Source organism: Agrococcus sp. GW821-FHT14H11 (genome assembly GCF_058803545.1).
In genome coordinates this window covers 173,772-192,472 of record NZ_JBXAPA010000005.1, presented here as the reverse complement: position 1 = coordinate 192,472, position 18,701 = coordinate 173,772, and the positions used below count along the sequence as shown (strand labels likewise).

The following is an 18,701-nucleotide window of genomic DNA, read 5'->3' as shown; positions in this document are numbered from 1 at the left end:
GGCTCAATCGATCGACTGCAGCCCGTTCCAGGCGGTGACGCCGAGCGGCGGTCCGTAGGCGCCGGTGTCGCCGCCATTGGAGTAGACGGCGGTGATGTGGCCGGCGCCGGTCGCCGGGTCGACGTTCGACACCCATCCGGAGCCCGAGGCGCCGTCGCCCATGACGCAGTCGGCGCCGTAGTTCGCGTCGCCGCCCGCGCCGTAGTTCAGCCGGTCCTCGGCGCAGTGCCGCAGCACCTCCGAGTCGAAGGGGTCGTTCCCCGGGTAGCCGGCGATCACGACGCCGTTCGTCTCGGCGGTGAAGCTGATGCCCTGGCCGCCGACGACCTGCTCGAGGGTCCGGCCGCCCTGCGGTGCGAAGCGGATGAAGCCGAAGTCGAAGCCCATCCAGCCGTCGTCGTCGGCGCCGTCGAGCCAGCGCGTGTTGGCCTCGAGGTACTGCTCGGGCACCCACCACCGCTCGGCCTCCCACACGCCGTACGGGGTGTCGCCGCGTTCGTAGCCCGGGGCGAAGAGGATGCGGTCGTACCAGTCGCGCGTCTCGTCGTCGAAGATGCAGTGGGCGGCGGTCGCCACGATGAGCCCCGAGTCGCTGTTGATCACGGTGCCGGTGCAGGTGAAGTCGCCCTCGGAGGTGCTGAGCTCGAGCCTGCCGACGGTGCTCAGCAGCAGGTTGCGGCTCGTGCCGTTGGCCTCCCCGGGCAGCAGCTCGTCGCCGCCGTCGTGCACGGGCAGCGCGATGCCGGGCTGCACCGCCGCCGTGCCGCGGGTCGGCTCGAGCACCATGTCGAACGCGGCGTCGGGCAGGTAGCCGTCGACGGTCTCGCCGCGCGAGCCCGCGTACAGCTCGCCGGTGTCGGCGCCGGTCTCGTCGGCGTCGGTGATGGGCTCGTCGGGCTCGACCGGCAGCGCCTCGCCCTGCTGCGGCTGCGTCGTCGGCGACGGCACCGGCAGCGGCGTGGTCGGCGGCAGCGTGATCTCGCCGGGGAGTGGCGGCGGCAGGATGACGCATCCGCCGACGGCGAGGACGGCGGCGAGAGCGGCGGCGGCTGCCGCGAGGCGGGTCGTGCGCATGGCCCTCTCACGCTAGGCGGATGCGGGCGGCGACGGCTGGGAGCGCGCCCCGAGCCGCGCGGGGTTCAGGCGGGCGGCGCGACCGCGACGAGCAGGATGGCCGTCCAGTGGCACAGGAACGCGATCACGGTGCAGACGTGGAAGATCTCGTGGAAGCCGAAGCGGCCGGGGAACGGGTTCGGCTTCTTCATGCCGTAGATCACGGCGCCCACCGAGTAGGCGAGCCCGCCCGCGATGACGAGCATCGCGGTGACCGCGTTCGCGGCCCAGATCTGCGGCAGGAACGCGACCGCCGCCCAGCCGAGCGCGAGGTAGATCGGCACGTAGAGCCAGCGCGGCGCGCCCAGCCAGAAGACGCGGAAGGCGATGCCCACGATCGCGCCGCCCCAGACGACGCTCAGCAGGATCCAGTCGGTCGGCGAGGGCAGGGTGAGCAGCGAGATCGGCGTGTAGCTGCCGGCGATGAGCAGGAAGATGTTGGCGTGGTCGAGGCGCTTCAGCAGCACGCGCGTGCGCTCCTGCCAGTGGAAGCGGTGGTAGACCGCCGAGATGCCGAACAGCAGCACGCTCGAGAGCGCGAAGACGGCCGATGCGGTCTTCGCGAGCGCGCCGTCGGCGACGATCACGAGCACGATGCCGGCGATGAGCGCGAGGGGAGCGGTGCCCGCGTGGATCCACCCGCGCCAGGTGGGCTTGTGCTCGATCGCGGCCTCGGCGATCGCGTCGCCCGCTGCCTCGATGAGCGGCAGGTGCGGGGTCTCGGGCTCGCTCGATCGCACCTCGTGGCGCTCGGGCTCGGTCGTGGATGCCATGCCTACAGCGTACGGCGTACGCAGTGCCGCGGCGAGCATCCTCGCGAGCGCAGCCGATAGATTGCCGTCTGTGCGACTCCGCAGCGCCCCAGGCTCCCGCCTCGTCTACCGCTACTACGAGCGGCGGCTGCGGCGCGACCTGCGACGGGTCGCCGTGCCGCGCCACATCGCCATGATCATCGACGGCAACCGCCGCTGGGCGCGCGAGCAGAACCTCGCCACCGCCGGCCACGGGCACCGAGCCGGGGCCGCTCGGCTGCGCGAGTTCGTCGACTGGTGCGCCGAGATCGACGTGGAGGTCGTGACCCTCTACCTGCTCTCGCGCGACAACCTCACGGGCCGTGCGAGCGCCGAGCTCGGCGAGCTGTGCGAGATCATCGCCGAGCTCGCCGACGACCTGTCCCGCATCCCCGGCCGGCGCATCCGCCACGTCGGCGACACCGCGGGCCTGCCCGCGCCCCTCGTCGCGGCGCTCGAGGGCGCGGTCGCGCGCAGCGCCGACCAGCAGGGCATCTGCGTCAACCTCGCCGTCGGCTACGGCGGGCGCCACGAGCTGGTCGAGGCGGTGCGCCGCATCCTCTCGTCGGCCGGCGCGGCGACGCCCGCCGAGCTCGCCGAGCGGCTCACGCCCGAGCTCATCGCCGAGCACCTCTCGACCGCGGGGCAGCCCGACCCCGATCTCGTCATCCGCACGTCCGGCGAGCAGCGGCTGAGCGACTTCATGCTCTGGCAGAGCGCCCACAGCGAGTTCTACTTCGTCGAGGCGCTCGGGCCCGACCTCCGCGAGGTCGACTTCCTGCGCGCGGTGCGCGCCTACGGGCTGCGCGAGCGGCGCTACGGGCGCTGACCGAACGGCACGTGACGATCGTGTGAACTCGCGGCGCGCATCCGTGTGTCGCCGCCGGTCCGCGGCGCCGCGCGAGCGTACATTCGGCGGTGTCGGGCATCTCCGCCCGGCGAGCGAGCGGCCTTCGCGCCAGCGAGCACCACGGGAGGCGACGGCCGCGTGAAATCCGACCCCGGTCGGAAGGGAGCGCCACGTGCCTGAGATCGCCACCACCCCCGCCAGCGGCTCCGTCGAGGTCGAGACGACCGACACCCGCCAGCGCACCTACGTGCTCGACACGAGCGTGCTGCTGTCCGACCCGGGGGCGATCCACCGCTTCGCCGAGCACTCCGTCGTGATCCCCGTGATCGTGATCGCCGAGCTCGAGAAGAAGCGGCACGATCCCGAGATCGGCTACTTCGCCCGCAAGGCCCTGCGCAACCTCGACGACCTGCGCGTCGCGCACGAGCGGCTCGACTTCCCGGTGCCGACCGAGGGCGGCGGCAGCCTGCGGGTCGAGCTCAACCACACGAACCAGCAGGTGCTGCCCAGCGGCCTGCAGCTGGGCGACAACGACTCGCGCATCCTCGCCGTCGCGTCGAACCTCGCCGGCGACGGCCTCGACGTCTGCGTCGTGTCGAAGGACATGCCGATGCGCGTCAAGGCGGCCTCGATCGGCCTCGCCGCCGAGGAGTACCTCGCCGAGCAGGCCGTCGACTCGGGCTGGATGGGCACGGCCGAGCTCGCGCTCTCGGGCGAGCAGATCAACCGGCTCTACGAGGACGAGCGGCTCGAGACGGATGCGGTGGCCGGCATGCCCGTCAACACGGGCCTCGTGATCTCCTCCGAGCGCGGCTCGGCGCTCGGCCGCGTCACCCGCGCGGGCGAGATCACGCTCGTGCGCGGCGACCGCGACGTCTTCGGCGTGCACGGCCGCTCGGCCGAGCAGCGCCTCGCGATCGACCTGCTGCTCGACGAGCAGGTCGGGATCGTCTCGCTCGGCGGCTCGGCCGGCACGGGCAAGTCGGCGCTCGCGCTCGCCGCGGGGCTCGAGGCGGTGCTCGAGCGGCGCCTGCACAAGAAGGTGATCGTCTTCCGCCCGCTGTACGCGGTCGGCGGCCAGGAGCTCGGCTACCTGCCCGGCGACAAGGACGAGAAGATGAACCCCTGGGGTCAGGCGATCTACGACACGCTGGGCGCGCTCGTGAGCGACAACGTGCTCGACGAGGTCGCCGATCGGGGCATGCTCGAGGTGCTGCCGCTCACGCACATCCGCGGGCGCTCGCTGCACGACGCGTTCGTGATCGTCGACGAGGCGCAGTCGCTCGAGCGCAACGTGCTGCTGACGGTGCTGAGCCGCATCGGCCAGAACTCGCGCGTCGTGCTCACGCACGACGTCGCGCAGCGCGACAACCTGCGGGTCGGCCGCCACGACGGCGTCGCGAGCGTCATCGAGACGCTCAAGGGCAACGAGCTCTTCGGCCACATCACGCTCACCCGCAGCGAGCGCTCGCGCATCGCCGCGCTCGTGACGAGCCTGCTGGAGGGCTGAGCGCCGCCCACGCCGACCCGTTCCGCCCTGCTGGACCCGGTGCACCGGGTCGGCGGCGGTGGAACGGGTCTGCGGCGCGGGTGCACGGATGCGCGGGCGCGCGTGGGCGGGCACGGCTACCGTGGCCGCATGGCCGCTCCGAGGTCGCTGACCGCAGCTCAGGCGCGCCGCATGCGCATCGCCGCGCAGGAGGTGCGCGGCTCGCGGCGCGCGCCGGCCGACGCCGTGCGCCGCATGGTCGCGATGCAGGGGCAGGACCTGCCGCAGGTGCTGCGCGCGATCGCGATCCGCTCGGCACCCGGCACGGGGCTCGCCGAGGTGCGGGCCGCGTTCGACGCGGGCGAGCTCGTGCGGTCGTGGGCGATGCGCGGCACGCTCTTCGTCGCCACCCCCGACGACCTCGCGGTGCTGCACGCCGCGACCGTCGATCGCCTGCGGCCCCAGGAGTGGCGCATGTGCGCGTCGCGCGGCATCGACGCGCCGACCGCCGCCGCGGCCGCGGCCGTGCTGCGCGAGGTGCTCGCGCCGGGACCCGTCGCGCGACGCGCGCTGCTGGCGGCGTGGGAGGCGGCGGGCATCGCGACGGGCGGCGGGCGCGGCTACCACCTGCTGGCCCTCTCGGCCTACGACGGGCTCGTGCGCTTCGGGCCGTTCGAGGGCTCCGAGCAGCTGCTCGTCGGCGGGCCGCCGCCCGAGGTGCCCGAGCCCGCCGCCGCGCTCGACGAGGCGCTCGCCCGCTGGGCGGCGGCGCGCGGCCCCGCGCGGGCCGACGATGCGGCGTGGTGGACGGGACTGCCCAAGCGGCCCGTCCGCGCGGCGCTCGAGCGCGCATCCGACCCCGATCGCGGCGTGCTCGAGCGGGTGCTGGTCGACGGGGTCGAGATGCTGGTGGCGGCCGGGGCCGCCGAGGCGCCGCGCTCCGGGGTCGTGCTCGTGCCCGGGTTCGACGAGTGGCTGCTGGGCTACGGCGACCGCTCGCTCGCGGTGAGCGCGGCGGCGATGCAGGCGATCGTGCCGGGCGGCAACGGCGTCTTCCGGCCGGTGGTGCTCGTCGACGGCGTGGCGGTCGGCACGTGGCGACTGCCCGCCGGCGGCCGCGGCGAGCCGGTGCTCGAGCTCGTCGCGCCCGTGCCGCCGCGCACGCTCGCGGCGATCGAGTCGGCGCTGCGGCGCTGGCCGCACCGCTGAGCGGGATCAGCCGCCGAGCGCGCCCCGCCAGACGCTGTTGCCGCTGTGCGTCGGGTCGCCGTCGTACGGCTCGACCGACACGTCGACGATCGGGTAGGCGGCCAGGTCGAGGTCGGCCGGCAGCGCGAGCTGCGTCGTCTCGCGGTCCATGACGCCGAGGCTCACCATCTGCTGCGCGTCGGCGTCGAGCAGCCAGACGTCGAGGTAGCCGTCGACCTCGGGCAGCGCGTCGGCGTCGACGACGAGCAGGCGCTGGCCGTCCTGCTCGACGACCTCGGCGCGCGCGGGCGTCACGCTCGGGCCGAGCTCGCCGAGCGGGTCGAGCGTCGCCTCCGAGACGCCGATCGAGCGCGGCTCGCCGGTGAGCTGGGTCACGACGACGACGGCCGCGCTCGCCGCGACCGCGGCCGAGGCGGCGCAGGCCGCGATGAGCGCGCCGGCGCTGAACCGGCGGCGGCGGCGGCGGGCGACGTCGATCGACGTGACCTCCGCGCCCTCCTCGAGGCCTCGGGCCGCGCCGGACGATGGCGTGAAGGGCAGCGCCGGGGGCACGGCGGATGCGCCGGCCGTCGCGGGCGCGTCGGCGTCGGCGGGCAGGTCGGTCGCGATCTCGGCCGCGATGCGATCCCAGACGCCTGCCGGCGGCGGCAGCGCCGGCAGGTCGGCGAGCCGGAAGCGGTCGGCCGCGGAGCGCAGCGAGTCGACCTCCGACCGGCACGCGGGGCAGTCGTCGAGGTGCGGGGCGCCGTCGGCGGCCTCGCCGAGGGCGAGCGCGGCGAGCGTCTCGTCAGGCAGATGCTGCATGCGTCTCCTCCCATCGGTCCCTCAGCCGTCGCAGTGCCCGCGACAGGTGGCTCTTCACGGTGCCGACCGGCATCGCGAGCGAGTCGGCGATCCAGGCGGTCGAGCGGTCCTCCAGCACGGCGAGCCGCACGATGGTGCGCTGGGGCTCGCCGATGTGCTCGAGCTCCTCCTGCACCGTCAGCGAATCCTGCACCGCGTCGAGCACCGGGTCCCCCTCACCTCGATCGAGCGCTCCTGCGAGCGTCTCCGGATCCACGGCCAGCTCGCTCGCCGAGCGCGCCTTCCAGTGGTCGGCGATCCGCCGCCGGGCGATCGTCACGATCCACGCGCCGAGCGGACCCGAGGCGGGGTCGTACGACTGCCGCGAGCGCCACACCGACACGAACGTCTGCTGCACGACATCCTCGGCGTCGTGCGCCGGCATCGCCCGGCACGCGAGCGCGTAGACCAGGCCGCCCCAGCGCTCGTACGCCTGCCGCAGCACCTCCGGCGAGGTGTCCTCGGCGAAGGCGCGTGACAGCACCTCGACCTCCGACGCCTCCTCGCTCGACACGGCCAGAACGTATCACCCTCTCCGCGCGGTCATGGGCCGCCACCCGATCACGAGGCATCGGGCACGGCCGTGACGACGATGTTGTCCTCGTAGGCGCCCGCCGCGGCGTCCCACTCGCCGCCGCACGTGATGAGGCGCAGCACGTGGTCGCCGTCGCGGGCGAAGATCGCGTCGAGCGGCAGCTCGTCCTTCGAGAGCTGCTCGACGGTCGTGATGCGGTAGCGCAGCTGGTCGCCCGAGGCCGTCGTGATCGCGACCGACTCGCCCGGGACCGCATCCAGGATCTCCGACATGGGCGCCGGGCCCCGGTCGCTGTCGACGTGCGCGGCGAGCACCGAGGAGCCCTCGGTCGCGCCGGGCTCCGGCCCGAAGCGGTACCAGCCCACCTCGCGCACGAGCTCGGGCACATCCATCTGGCCGTCCTCGCGCACCCCGACCGGGATGACGTCGAGCGCGAGGCCCACGGAGGGCACGCGCACCTCGGTCGGCGCATCCGTCGCCGCTGCCGCGCCCGGGGAGGCGTCGCGCGTGCCGACGCCGGTCGGCACGGCAGCCGCCTGCGCCTCGCTCGTCGCGTCGGGCGACGCGGCGGGGGTCGGCGCAGCCGTGGCCGGGGCGCCCACGCTCGGCGCCGCCGGCTCGACCGGCCGCGGGATCAGCTGCCAGACGCCGAACGCCGCCGCCCCCACCGCGGCGACCGCCGCGACGAGCGCCACGGCGCGACGCCCCCGCGCGCGCCGAGCGGGCTCCCGCCGCGCGGTGCGCGGCGAGAGCCCGTCGGTGGTGCGCATGATCAGCCGCGCTCCTTGGCGAGGCGCTGCTGGCGCACCGCGACGGTGGCCAGGCCGAGCGCCGCCGCGAAGGCGAGCAGCGCCGTCAGGGCCGACTGCTGCGCGTTGCCGCCGAGGCCCGAGGGCACGCCGCTCGGGGCGCTGTGCGCCTCGACCGTCTGCACCGCGAGCGCCAGGTTGCCGTCCTCAGCGCTGCCCCACGCGGTCACGATGGTGTTGACGCCCTCGGCGAGCTCGAGGTCGGCCGGGCCGATCGCGACGTCGGAGGTGCCGGTGAGCACCACGTCGGCCGAGACGGTGCCGGCTGCGGTCTCGAGCGAGGCCTCATCCGGGTTCGACAGGCCCTCGACGACGACGCTCTCGTTCGCGCGGATGTCGACGGTCGGCGCGGCGGCCAGGTGGCGCACCGTGAGGCGGGCCTCGCCGGCGGCGACGGGCTCGGTGTCGTTCGCGAACGCGCCGAGGGTCGGCTCGCCGCTCTCGGTCAGGTGGGCGACGAGCGTCAGGTTGGCGCCGCCGGGCACCTCGACGCCCATGGCCTCGATGGCCGGCTCGCCCGAGTCGGGGGTCTCGCCGTCGGCGAAGACCTGGATGTCGTAGCTGCCTGCGGCGAGCATCATCGGGTCGGTGAGGGTGCCGGGCTCGAAGTCGCTGATGGCCTCCTCGCCATTGATGTAGACGTCGACCGTGAGCCCCGGGACGCCGTGCAGCACCGAGACGGTGGACTCGTGGTCGGCCGCGAACGCGGGCGCACCGCCGAGGGTCGCCAGAGCGAGAGCGGCGCCGGCGCCGATCGCGAGCTTGCGCTTCATGGTGATCTCCTTGCTGTCTGCGGCGCACCGTGCGCCGTCTGCCCCCATATCGGAGCGGCACCCCGGATCGGTTGCAGCGGCGCCGGCTTCGTGCATCCCGGGCGTGTCGCGACCGGCCGCGCGCAGCAGCGCTCCGGTACCGGATCGCTGGTCCAGGCCGCCCCCATCCGCAATCCCGTACCGGAACCGAGCGTCCCGCCGGCGCCGGCGCCCGGGCGAGCCGGGATCGGGTGCCGGCTGTGGAGAGCGGCCGCGGCGCCCGCGGCACCGTGGCTAGCCTGGCGGCGTGACGAGCACCCTCGCCGCCGCAGACCCGCCGCGGCCCCCGCTGCGGCTGCGGCCGACCGATGCGGTCGGGCTCCCGCTCGCCGGGGCGGCCGCGTGGGCGCTCGCGAGCGGGGGAGCGGATGCGGTGGCCGTCGTCCCGCTCGCCGCCGCGGCGCTCATCGCACCGGCGCTGACGCGCATCGATCTCGCCGAGCGCCGGTTGCCGAACGTGCTCACGCTGCCGCTGCTCGCAGCCGCGGCGCTCGCCGGGCTCGCGCGGCTCGCGACCGGCGATCTCTCGCCGCTCGTGGCCCTCGCGGGCTGCGCGCTCCTGCTCGTCATGGCCGATGCGGGCGGCATGGGCATGGGTGATGTGAAGCTCGGAGGCGGGCTGGCGCTCGCCACCGCGACGCTCGGGTGGGCCGTCCCGCTGGCAGGCCTCGGCGCCTCGGTCGTCGTCGGCGGCATCGCGGGATGCGCGGCGCTCGCGACCGGCCGGCCGACGCTCGCGTTCGGACCCTGGCTGCTGGCCGGGAACGCGCTCGCGGCAGCAGCTGCCGTCGTCGGCGCTCTGTGACGGTTCGTGACACGTCGATTCGCGGCGGGCCGGGCCGCCTTCCTACCGTGGTGAGCACCCACCGCATCCTGAAGGAGCCACCATGCCCATCCGACGCATCCGCCCGCTCGCCATCGCCGGCTCGCTCGGCCTCGCCGTCGCGCTCGTCGGCTGCAGCGCCGGCGGCGCCGCAGATGCCGAGCTCGGCTCCGCCGACAACCCCGTGCAGCTCGGCGTCGTCGGCGCCTCCGACCCGTACTGGGCGGTCTACGAGGAGGCCGTGGAGGCCGAGGGCATCGAGCTCGAGATCATCGACTTCACCGAGTACACGCAACCGAACCCTGCGCTCAGCGAGGGCGAGCTCGACGTGAACCAGTTCCAGCACATCCAGTACCTCGCCGACTACAACGTGTCCTCGGGAGAGGACCTGCAGCCGATCGGCGCGACCGCGATCTACCCGCTCGGGCTCTACTCCGACAAGTACGCCTCGCCCGAGGAGATCCCGGACGGCGAGACGGTCGTCGTGCCCAACGACACCGTCAACCAGGCGCGCGGGCTGCTCGTGCTGCAGTCCGCAGGCCTCATCGAGCTGGCCGGCGGCGGCAGCTCCGCTTCGACGCTCGAGGACGTGCTGCCCGCATCGCGCGTGCAGGTCGAAGCCGTCGACGCCGCGCTCACCGTCAACTCGCTGCCCGACGTCGCGGGCGCCGTCGTGAACAACGACTTCCTCGGGCCGGCCGGCCTCTCAGCGCAGGACGCGCTGTACGCCGACGACCCGAGCGACCCCTCCGCGCTGCCCTACGTCAACATCTTCGCGACCCGCGCCGACGACGCCGACGACGAGGTGCTGCTGCGCCTGGTGGAGATCTTCCAGGGCGACCAGGAGGTGCTCGACGGCCTCCTGGAGACCTCCGGCGGCACCGCGGTCTTCGCGACGACGCCCGCCGACGAGCTCCAGGCCTCGCTCGCCGAGGTCGAGGAGGCGCTGCAGGGCTGATGCGGGGCGGGCTCCGGAACCCCGGAGCCCGCTGGCGCACGCTGCCGGCACGACACATCCGCTCCCCTCGACCCGAAGGCGACATGCCACACATCCAGCTCACCGACGTCAGCAAGTCCTACCCGCCCTCCCGGCGCGGCGGTGCGCCCGTCGCGGCCGTCGACGGCGTCACCGTCTCGATCGAGCGCGGCGACGTCTTCGGCGTCATCGGCTACTCCGGTGCCGGCAAGTCGACGATCGTGCGGCTGATCAACGGGCTCGAGCCCGTCACAGCCGGGGCCATCGAGGTCGACGGGGTCGACATCACGAGCCTGTCGGCGGCCGAGCTGCGCCGGGTGCGGCAGGGGATCGGCATGATCTTCCAGCGCTTCAACCTGCTGCGCTCGCGGACGATCCGGGGCAACGTCGCCTACCCGCTCGAGGTCGTCGGCATGCCGCGCGCCGAGCGGACGGCGCGCGTCGACGAGCTGCTGCGCTTCGTCGGCCTCGAGGACAAGGCCGACGCCTACCCCGAGCAGCTCTCCGGCGGCCAGCAGCAGCGCGTCGGCATCGCCCGCGCGCTCGCCGCATCCCCCTCGATCCTGCTCGCCGACGAGGCGACGAGCGCGCTCGACCCCGAGACGACCGACGAGGTGCTCGACCTGCTCGCGCGCGTCAACCGCGAGCTCGGCGTGACGATCGTCGTCATCACGCACGAGATGGATGTCATCGCCCGCATCGCGCGGAAGGTCGCGGTCATGGATCGCGGTCGGGTGGTCGAGAGCGGCGACACCTACGACGTGTTCACGCGCCCCGAGACCGACACGGCCAAGCGCTTCGTGCGCACCGTCGTGCGCGCGCTGCCCGACGGCGAGGCGCTCGAGGCGCTGCGCGCCCGCCACGAGGGCAGGCTCTTCACGATCTCGTTCACCGACACCGGCGCATCCGACGCCCGCGTGTTCGCCGCGCTCGCGCGCGCGGGCGTCGACTTCCAGCTCGTCCACGGCGGCGTCGACGACATCCAGGGGCGCGTGTACGGGCTGCTGACGATCGCGGTGCGCGGGCACGCCGACGCCGTCGAGAGCGCGCTCGCCGGCATCGGCGCAGGCGTGCAGGTGCAGGAGGTGCGCGCATGACGGAGCTCATCGATCAGGTGGCCGGACTGCTGCCCGCGCTCCTCGAGCAGACCGGCGTCACGCTGTGGCTCGTCGCGCTCTCGCTGCTGTTCGGCGGCAGCGCCGGTCTCGTCGTCGGCACCGCGCTCTACGTCACGCGCAAGGGCGGCGTGCTCGAGCAGCCCGTCGTGTTCTGGGTGCTGAACGTGCTCGTGAACACGTTCCGACCCATCCCGTTCATCATCTTCCTCGCCGCGATGCAGCCGATCGCGCGCCTGGTGATCGGCACCGGCATCGGCAACGAGATGATCGTGTTCTCCATCTCGATCGCCGCCACCTTCGGCATCGCCCGGATCGTCGAGCAGAACCTCGTCTCGGTCGATCCGGGCGTGATCGAGGCGGCGCGCGCCATGGGCGCCGGGCCCTGGCGCATCATCCGCACGGTCATCCTGCCGGAGGCGTTCGGGCCGCTCATCCTGGGATTCACCTTCGCGATCGTGGCGCTCATCGACATGTCGGCGGTCGCAGGCATCGTCGGCGGCGACGGCCTCGGCGACTACGCGCTCTCCTACGGCTTCCGGCAGTTCGAACCGGTCGTCACCTGGAGCGCGCTCATCGTCATCATCATCATCACGCAGATCGTGCAAGCGGTCGGCAACGTGCTCTCGCGGGTCGTGCTGCGGCGCTGACGCGCGGTGCGCCAGCCGGCGAGATCGGCCGGGCAGGCACTGCCGTGCCGCGCCCCGCCGCGCCGGGCTCCGCCGCGCGGGCCCCGGCGCGCGGCTCGCGCACAACGCAAGCCCGGCAGCGCCAAGTGGCGGCAGAACGCGGCCCGGCCCGCGAACAGCCGCGCGAATGCGCGCGCGGGCTTGCGTTGTGCACCGCGGCCGGGCCGCGCGCCAGGCGCGCCTCGTCGAGCGTCCGGCTCGGTCAGCCGGTGAGATCGGCCGCGTAGCCCCGCAGCGCCCGCCGGTACAGCGGGATCGCCGGCACGAGCGCCTCGATCGCCACCCGCAGCGCCTCATCGGGACGGCCGGCGCTGTGCAGCGCGAGCGCCAGGAACGCCTCGCGTGCCGCGCCCACCTCGGGATGGTCGGCGGCATCGCGCAGCATCGCGATCGCCTCGTCGTACCGACCGAGGCTCCGCAGCGTCGACGCGTGCTGGATCCGCCGGTGCGCCTCCCGCGTGCCGTCGGCCCGCGCGAGCCCGGCATCGACGGCCTGCACGTACAGCGCCTCGGCCTCGGCCTCCAGCCCTGCGGCGTCGTGCGCGCTGGCGAGCTCGAACAGCGCGACCGACGGATGCGGCGCCGCTGGGCCGAGCGCGCGCATCCGCTCGATCCTCTCCTCGTCGCCCAGCGACTCGTCGGCCCAGACCGCCGCGACGCCGGCCTCCCAGGCGCTCACGCCTCCGCCTGCAGGCCCGTGTGGTGCGCGGCGAAGGCGAGCTGGTCGGCGAACTCGAGCGCCGCGGCGTCCTTCGGCTTGCCCATCCCGTGCCCGGCTCGCGTGTCGACCGAGAGCAGCACCGGCGCATCCGCCCCCGCGGCCGCCTGCGCCCGCTGCAGCTCGGCCGCGAACTTGAACGAGTGGGCCGGTACGACGCGGTCGTCGTGGTCGCCCGTGGTGATGAGGGTCGGCGGATGCGCCGTCTCGCGCACGTTGTGGAGCGGCGAGTAGGCGCGCAGGTACGCGTGCGCCGCCGCCTCGTCGGGATCGCCGTAGTCGCTCGCCCACGCCCAGCCGATCGTGAAGCGGTGGTAGCGCAGCATGTCGAGCACGCCGACGCCCGGCAGCACCGCGGCCCACAGCTCGGGGCGCTGCGTGAGCGCCGCGCCGGCGAGCAGGCCGCCGTTCGATCGGCCGTGCAGCGCGAGCTGGTCGCTGGTGGTGACGCCGGTCTCGAGGAGGTGCTCGGCGATCGCGTAGAGGTCGTCGAAGACCTGCTGCTTGCGCTCCTTCGTGCCGCCCTTGTGCCACGCGGAGCCGAACTCGCCGCCGCCGCGCAGGTTCGGCACGACGAGCACGCCGCCCGCGTCGACCCACGCGGCGAGCACCGCGCGGAAGCCGGGGTTCATCGGGATGTTGAAGCCGCCGTAGCCCCAGATGAGGGTCGGGCGCGGCGCTGCGCCGTCGTCGCCCGCCGGGCGCACGAGGAACGCCGGCACCGTCTCGCCGTCGCTCGACGCGGCTCGGATGCGCGTGGTCGTCGCCGCGGGGGCGGCGGGTCCGGGCGTCGGGAGCGTGCGGTGCGCGACGAGCCGGGCGCCGTCGACCTCGACGACGTGGCGGGTGCCGCGGTCGACGAAGCTCGAGGTCGCGACGAGCACCGTGCCGCTCGTCGCGCTCGCCTCCGAGCCGGTGATCGAGATCCCCTCGCCGAGCGGCACGTCGTCGCCGAGCACGCCGTCGAAGGTCGCGAGCTGCATGCGGTGGCTCGCGTCGTGCGAGTACTCGAGCACGAGGCCCGCGGCGGTGAGGGAGGCGTCGAGCAGCACGTCCTCGGCGTGCTCGGGCACGACGGTGCGCTCCTGGCCCGTGGCGAGGTCGAACGCGGCGAGCCGGTACCGCGGCGCATCCGCGTCGGTGACGGCGTAGAGCAGCCCCTCGTGCACGCCGATCGCGTTCCACTCGTGCTCGTGGCCGACGACCAGCTGGCGCAGCTCGTCGTCGCCGTGCCGGCGGGCGGCGAGGTCGTTGCCGCTCGAGGAGCCGGTGTCGGTCGAGAGCACGAACCACGTGTCGTCGCGCGGCCAGTGGCGCGCGAACAGCCTCGGCTCGTCCGGGCGGGCGAAGAGCACGGCGTCGTCGGCGACGTCGGTGCCGACCTCGTGCCGCATGAGGCGGCCCGCGCCCATCTCGTCGGTGAGCGCGTCGCCGCTGGGGGCGTCGTACGCCCAGTACGAGAACGCGCGGCCGCCCGGCAGCCAGACGGGCGAGTTCCACTTCGTCCACGGGATCTCGTCGCCGAGGTCCTCGCCGGTCGCGACGTCGCGCACCCGGATCGTGCGCCAGTCGGAGCCGCCGTCGGCCACGCCGTAGGCGAGCAGCGCGCCGTCGGGGGAGACGGATGCGACGGTGACGGCGACCGTGCCGTCGTCCGAGAGCGCGTTGGGGTCGAGCAGCACGCGGGCGCCCTCGAGCTCGTCGACCGAGTCGGCGGTGACGAGCACCGGCTGGTTCTGGCCGTCGCTGTGCCAGGCGAAGACCCGGCCGCCGCGGATCCACGGGCAGCCGCGGGTCGGCGCCTCGAGCAGCGCCGTCAGGCGCTCGCGGAACGCGGCGCGCGCGGGCAGCGCGGCGAGGATCGGCTCGGCGAAGGCGTTCTGCGCCTCGATGAAGGCGCGCGTCTCGGCCGAGTCGCCGTCCTCCAGCCAGCGGTAGGGGTCGGCGATCGCCTCCCCGTGGACCTGCTCGACCGTGCCGTCTCTCTTCACCTCGGGGTAGCGCATCCGCCCACACTACGTCGGCTGCGGCCCGACGTTCGATCGAGCAGGGTTGGCCGGGTCGCCGACGCGCCGGAGGCCCGCGCGGATGCCGGGCGCGCGTTCGCGCTCCGCGGTCGCGTCGGGAGCAGAGTCGAGCACGCTGCGGAGCGCCGCCTTCGCGCGCGCGTGCCGAGTGCTCGCCGTGGATGCGCGGATCCCCAGGTGGAGCGCGGCCTCCTGCAGGCTGAACCCGTCCCAGTGGACGAGCATCAGGAGCTCGCGGTCGCGCTGCGGGAGCGTCCGCACTGCGTCGCGCACGCGGCGGCGCAGGAGGTCGCGCTCCGAGCCCGGGTGGCCCGCCGCGTCGATCGCCGCGGCTCGGAGCGCGGCGCGTCGGTGCTCGTCGCGCTGCGCGCGCTGCACGTGCCGCCTGCGCCCGGCCAGCAGCGTGCGCCGAGCAACGCCGAACGCCCATCGTCGTGCGTCCTCTGCGTCGTCGGGGATGCGGTCGGCGCCGGCCGCGAGGGCGAGGAGCGTGTCGCCGAGCAGGTCGGCGGCGTCCTCCGGCGACGGGATGCGCCGGAGGAAGTAGGCGAGCAGGTCGTCCGCGACGTCGGCGGCGAGCGCGGCCAGGCGGCCGTCGCGCTCAGCCATCGGTGCCGCAGACCGTGCTGGTCATGAGGGCAGCCGAGGCTTCGGGCAGGACGCCTGCCGCGGTGCCGGCCTCGAGGAACCGGTCGCTGAGCGCGACCGCGAGCCGGTCGGTCGGGATGCCGGCCGCGACGAGCGCGTCCACCTCCGCGTCCCAGTCGCGGGCGGACGCCCAGGTGGCGACCCGGTCGAACGCCTGCTGGTCGAACGACGCGGGCGCGCCTTCGCCGAGCCACGTGTACGCGATGTGCTGCGGCTGTGCGCCGCCGCTCGCTCCGGTCAGCTGGACGAGGTCTGGCGACCAGGAGAACTCGAGGACGGCGCCATCGTCCCGGTCGGTGCGGGGTGTGAGCCAAGCGCCGACCGCGCAGCCCTCGCCCGTCGATGCCGTGCGCACCGTCGGGCTGGTGAGCGAGTCGGCGCCCAACCACTCGCCGAATGCGGCCTGCAGGCCGCCCGACGCCCATGCGATCCCGGCCGGCGCCGCGATGAGCACGGCGGCCATCGCGCCGATCGCGACCCGCCTCGAGCCGCGCCTCCGTGCTGCCGGAGCATCGGTCGCGCGGCGAGCCTCGTGCACGAGCGCGCTCGCGGCGGCACGGAGAGCACCGCCCTCGTGCGAGCGTTCGCGCACGGCTCGCCCGGGGTCGGCGTCGCGCAGCATCGTCTCGAGCTCATCCATGGTGGCCTCCAGCATCGTGGGTCACCCTGCACATGCGCGTGGCGACACGATCCGTCCCAAGCTCGATCGTGCGACCTCCGCACAACGCAAGCCCGAGCGCGCGCTCCGGCTGCGGATCGGCACGATCGGGCGGCCGCGCCGCGCGGAGCCGCGCGCCGGCTTGCATCGTGCACGGCAGCGCAGACGACGGAGGGGCACCCGCCGCGGCGGATGCCCCTCGTGGAGGGCGGCTACTTCGCGACGCCCGGGTGCGTCATCGAGAGCAGGTCGAGCGCCTTGTCGAGGTCGGCCTCGCTCAGCTCGCCGCGCTCGACGTAGCCGAGGTCGATCACGGCCTCGCGCACGGTGATGCCCTGGGCGACCGAGTGCTTCGCGATCTTCGCCGCGGCCTCGTAGCCGATGAGGCGGTTGAGCGGCGTGACGATCGACGGGCTCATGCCGGCGAGCGCCGCGGCGCGCTCGACGTCGGCCTCGAGCCCCGCGATGGTCTTGTCTGCGAGCACGCGCGAGGCGTTCGAGAGCAGGCGGATCGACTCGAGCAGCGCCGTGCCCATCACCGGGATCTGCACGTTGAGCTCGAACGAGCCCGAGGCGCCCGCCCACGCGACCGTCGCGTCGTTGCCGATGATGCGCGCGCACACCATGAGCACCGCCTCCGGCACGACCGGGTTGACCTTGCCGGGCATGATCGACGAGCCCGGCTGCAGGTCGGGGATGCGCAGCTCGCCGAGGCCCGTGTTGGGGCCCGAGCCCATCCAGCGCAGGTCGTTGTTGATCTTGGTGAGCGACACGGCGATGGTGCGGAGCGCCCCGGATGCCTCGACGAGGCCGTCGCGGTTGGCCTGCGCCTCGAAGTGGTTGCGCGCCTCGGTGATCGGCAGCCCGCTCGAGGCGGCGATCTCGGCGATGACCTTCTCGGGGAAGCCGAGCGGGGTGTTGATGCCGGTGCCGACGGCCGTGCCGCCCTGCGGCACCTCGGCGACCCGGGGGAGCGCCGCCTGGATGCGCTCGATGCCGTAGCGCACCTGCGCGGCGTAGCCGCCGAACTCCTGGCCGAGCGTGACGGGCGTCGCGTCCATGAGGTGGGTGCGGCCGGGCTTCACGGCGTCGGCCCACAGCGTCGCCTTCTCCTCGAGCGCGCCCGCGAGGTGCTCGAGCGCGGGGATCGCCTGCTCGACGAGCGCACCGGTGACCGCGATGTGCACCGAGGTGGGGAAGACGTCGTTCGACGACTGCGAGGCGTTCACGTGGTCGTTGGGGTGGACCGCCTCGCCCCGGTGCTTCGTCGCGAGCGTCGCGAGCACCTCGTTCATGTTCATGTTCGAGGAGGTGCCGGAGCCGGTCTGGTACGTGTCGACGGGGAACTGGTCGTGGTGCGCGCCGCCGATGACCTCGTCGGCGGCGGCGACGATCGCGTCGGCGACGTCGGCCTCGAGGATGCCGAGCTCGCGGTTGGCGATGGCGGCGGCGCGCTTGATGCGCGCGAGGGCGACGATCTGCGCGGGCTCGAGGCCCGAGCCCGAGATGGGGAAGTTCTCGACCGCGCGCTGCGTCTGGGCGGCGTACAGGGCGTGCTTGGGCACGCGCACCTCGCCCATGGTGTCGTGCTCGATGCGGTACTCGGTCTCGGCGTTCACGTCGAAAGTGCCTTCCTGTTGCTGCGGTGTCGTGCTTCGGGTGTGGGGGAGCGGGCGGCGGGCTCAGCCCGCGTCGGCGAGCGCGGCGCTCACGGCCTCGGCGAAGGCCTGCACCTCGGCGTCGTCGGCGGTGCCGGCGATGACGACGGTGGATGCGCCGGCCTCGGTCGTGAGGACGTAGGCGAGGTTGCCGGGATCCTCGGCGTCGCGCTGGTCGTGCTCGCGCCAGGTGAGGCCGCCGATCTCGCGCTCGCCGGTCTGCGGTGCCTCCTCGATGGCGGAGGCGAGCCAGGTCGGGTTCGCGTCGAGGGCCTGCGTGAAGGAGAGGAACTGCTCGCCGGGCGTGACGTAGCCGGCGTACCAGGTGGTGACGTCGTCGCCGCCGGTGCGGATCTCGGCGGCGTTCGACGCCCATCCCTCGGGCAGGTCGGGCGCGATGAGCGCCTCGTCGACGGTCGGCTGGGCCGCGGCGGCCGCGGCCGCGACGTCGATCGGCTCGCGCGGGGAGACGTCGGGGCGCAGCACGACGAGCACCATCACCAGCACGACCGCGAGGCACGCGACGACGGCGACGACGAGGTTGCTGAACGTCTGGTTCTCGCGGTGCCGGCGCGAGGCGGCCGCCTTGCGGGCGGCGGTCTCCTCGGGCGTCTCGGGGCGGCCGAGCTCGGCGACGACGCGGGGCGTGCGGGGCTGCTTGCGGCTCATGCCCGCTCGGCGCCGTCGGCGGTCGGGGCGGGCGCCGTGGCGCGCGCGGCGTCGAGCCGGGCCTTCGCGCCCTGCAGCCACTCCTCGCAGCGGTCGGCGAGGGCGCTGCCCCGCTCCCACAGCGCGAGCGACTCCTCGAGGGTCGCGCCGCCCGACTCGAGCGCCTGCACGACACGCACGAGCTCGTCGCGCGCCTGCTCGTAGCCGAGCTCGGCGACGGGCGCGTCGGCGGGCGACTGGGGGTCGGGGGAGGTCACGGAGCCAGTCTA

Annotated in this window: 20 protein-coding genes; 7 read left to right on the top strand and 13 right to left on the bottom strand. The window is 74.4% G+C overall.

Annotation, left to right across the window (positions count from 1 at the left end; all coding sequences use genetic code 11):
• Window positions 1-3: 3 nt before the first annotated feature.
• Both AC1RNL_RS07555 and trhA read right to left on the bottom strand, forming a co-directional pair.
• The gene (locus AC1RNL_RS07555; protein WP_128190302.1) at window positions 4-1,074 is read right to left on the bottom strand and encodes a trypsin-like serine peptidase; all 1,071 of its coding nucleotides are present in this window, start codon (window positions 1,072-1,074) and stop codon (window positions 4-6) included.
• 65 nt (window positions 1,075-1,139) lie between these two features.
• Window positions 1,140-1,886: a PAQR family membrane homeostasis protein TrhA gene (trhA, locus tag AC1RNL_RS07550; RefSeq protein ID WP_246990571.1), complete on the bottom strand. Its 747-nt coding sequence runs from the start codon at window positions 1,884-1,886 to the stop codon at window positions 1,140-1,142.
• A 70-nt stretch (window positions 1,887-1,956) separates the two neighbouring features.
• Between trhA and uppS the strand changes: the two genes are divergently transcribed.
• The 3 genes from uppS (at window position 1,957) to AC1RNL_RS07535 (ending at window position 5,452) form a co-directional block, all read left to right on the top strand.
• Window positions 1,957-2,733, top strand: a complete 777-nt coding sequence (gene uppS, locus AC1RNL_RS07545) for a polyprenyl diphosphate synthase (RefSeq protein ID WP_225792795.1) — start codon at window positions 1,957-1,959, stop codon at window positions 2,731-2,733.
• A gap of 202 nt (window positions 2,734-2,935) precedes the next feature.
• Window positions 2,936-4,264: an RNA 5'-3' helicase PhoH2 gene (phoH2, locus tag AC1RNL_RS07540; protein WP_225792811.1), complete on the top strand. Its 1,329-nt coding sequence runs from the start codon at window positions 2,936-2,938 to the stop codon at window positions 4,262-4,264.
• 129 nt (window positions 4,265-4,393) lie between these two features.
• Window positions 4,394-5,452: a winged helix DNA-binding domain-containing protein gene (locus tag AC1RNL_RS07535; RefSeq protein ID WP_492934874.1), complete on the top strand. Its 1,059-nt coding sequence runs from the start codon at window positions 4,394-4,396 to the stop codon at window positions 5,450-5,452.
• Between the two features lie 6 nt (window positions 5,453-5,458).
• On the opposite strand, the gene AC1RNL_RS07530 is transcribed toward AC1RNL_RS07535, so the two are convergent.
• Genes AC1RNL_RS07530 through AC1RNL_RS07515 form a run of 4 tightly spaced genes read right to left on the bottom strand, consistent with a single transcriptional unit; the run spans window position 5,459 to window position 8,412 of the window.
• Window positions 5,459-6,256: an anti-sigma factor gene (locus AC1RNL_RS07530; RefSeq protein WP_310121543.1), complete on the bottom strand. Its 798-nt coding sequence runs from the start codon at window positions 6,254-6,256 to the stop codon at window positions 5,459-5,461.
• Window positions 6,240-6,809, bottom strand: coding sequence for an RNA polymerase sigma factor (locus tag AC1RNL_RS07525; RefSeq protein ID WP_492934873.1), 570 nt, complete (start codon window positions 6,807-6,809; stop codon window positions 6,240-6,242). The genes AC1RNL_RS07530 and AC1RNL_RS07525 overlap by 17 nt, the downstream gene beginning before the upstream one ends.
• 47 nt (window positions 6,810-6,856) lie before the next feature.
• Window positions 6,857-7,600 (bottom strand): class F sortase, encoded by a 744-nt coding sequence (locus tag AC1RNL_RS07520; RefSeq protein WP_492934872.1) that lies wholly within the window; start codon window positions 7,598-7,600, stop codon window positions 6,857-6,859.
• A gap of 2 nt (window positions 7,601-7,602) precedes the next feature.
• Window positions 7,603-8,412, bottom strand: a complete 810-nt coding sequence (locus tag AC1RNL_RS07515) for a DUF4397 domain-containing protein (protein ID WP_310121537.1) — start codon at window positions 8,410-8,412, stop codon at window positions 7,603-7,605.
• 286 nt (window positions 8,413-8,698) lie between these two features.
• Between AC1RNL_RS07515 and AC1RNL_RS07510 the strand changes: the two genes are divergently transcribed.
• The 4 genes from AC1RNL_RS07510 to AC1RNL_RS07495 all read left to right on the top strand — a co-directional run bounded on the left by AC1RNL_RS07510 (window position 8,699) and on the right by AC1RNL_RS07495 (window position 12,015).
• On the top strand, window positions 8,699-9,256 hold the full coding sequence (locus AC1RNL_RS07510) for a prepilin peptidase (protein WP_400531353.1): 558 nt from the start codon (window positions 8,699-8,701) through the stop codon (window positions 9,254-9,256).
• A gap of 82 nt (window positions 9,257-9,338) precedes the next feature.
• Window positions 9,339-10,232 carry a MetQ/NlpA family ABC transporter substrate-binding protein gene (locus AC1RNL_RS07505; RefSeq protein ID WP_400531351.1) on the top strand — a complete coding sequence of 298 codons (894 nt, stop codon included), beginning with the start codon at window positions 9,339-9,341 and terminating at the stop codon, window positions 10,230-10,232.
• An 83-nt stretch (window positions 10,233-10,315) separates the two neighbouring features.
• Window positions 10,316-11,347: a methionine ABC transporter ATP-binding protein gene (locus tag AC1RNL_RS07500; RefSeq protein ID WP_400531349.1), complete on the top strand. Its 1,032-nt coding sequence runs from the start codon at window positions 10,316-10,318 to the stop codon at window positions 11,345-11,347.
• Entirely contained in the window at window positions 11,344-12,015 is a 672-nt protein-coding gene (locus tag AC1RNL_RS07495; RefSeq protein ID WP_400531347.1) for a methionine ABC transporter permease, read from the top strand. The genes AC1RNL_RS07500 and AC1RNL_RS07495 overlap by 4 nt, the downstream gene beginning before the upstream one ends.
• A 241-nt stretch (window positions 12,016-12,256) precedes the next feature.
• Here AC1RNL_RS07495 and AC1RNL_RS07490 read toward each other — a convergent pair whose 3' ends face one another.
• The 7 genes from AC1RNL_RS07490 to AC1RNL_RS07460 form a co-directional block, all read right to left on the bottom strand.
• Window positions 12,257-12,733: a tetratricopeptide repeat protein gene (locus tag AC1RNL_RS07490; protein ID WP_400531345.1), complete on the bottom strand. Its 477-nt coding sequence runs from the start codon at window positions 12,731-12,733 to the stop codon at window positions 12,257-12,259.
• Window positions 12,730-14,778 (bottom strand): prolyl oligopeptidase family serine peptidase, encoded by a 2,049-nt coding sequence (locus tag AC1RNL_RS07485; protein ID WP_492934871.1) that lies wholly within the window; start codon window positions 14,776-14,778, stop codon window positions 12,730-12,732. Before AC1RNL_RS07485 ends, AC1RNL_RS07490 begins: the two co-directional genes overlap by 4 nt.
• A 9-nt stretch (window positions 14,779-14,787) precedes the next feature.
• Entirely contained in the window at window positions 14,788-15,408 is a 621-nt protein-coding gene (locus AC1RNL_RS07480; RefSeq protein WP_400531341.1) for an RNA polymerase sigma factor, read from the bottom strand.
• A complete protein-coding gene (locus AC1RNL_RS07475) occupies window positions 15,401-16,087 on the bottom strand; it encodes a hypothetical protein (RefSeq protein WP_310121508.1) in 687 nt (228 codons plus the stop codon). Before AC1RNL_RS07475 ends, AC1RNL_RS07480 begins: the two co-directional genes overlap by 8 nt.
• 230 nt (window positions 16,088-16,317) lie before the next feature.
• Window positions 16,318-17,724 carry a class II fumarate hydratase gene (locus AC1RNL_RS07470; protein ID WP_492934870.1) on the bottom strand — a complete coding sequence of 469 codons (1,407 nt, stop codon included), beginning with the start codon at window positions 17,722-17,724 and terminating at the stop codon, window positions 16,318-16,320.
• Window positions 17,725-17,787: 63 nt separating this feature from the next.
• Window positions 17,788-18,432: a DUF4245 family protein gene (locus AC1RNL_RS07465; RefSeq protein ID WP_492934869.1), complete on the bottom strand. Its 645-nt coding sequence runs from the start codon at window positions 18,430-18,432 to the stop codon at window positions 17,788-17,790.
• Window positions 18,429-18,689 (bottom strand): exodeoxyribonuclease VII small subunit, encoded by a 261-nt coding sequence (locus AC1RNL_RS07460; RefSeq protein WP_146357119.1) that lies wholly within the window; start codon window positions 18,687-18,689, stop codon window positions 18,429-18,431. The genes AC1RNL_RS07465 and AC1RNL_RS07460 overlap by 4 nt, the downstream gene beginning before the upstream one ends.
• Window positions 18,690-18,701: the final 12 nt, after the last annotated feature.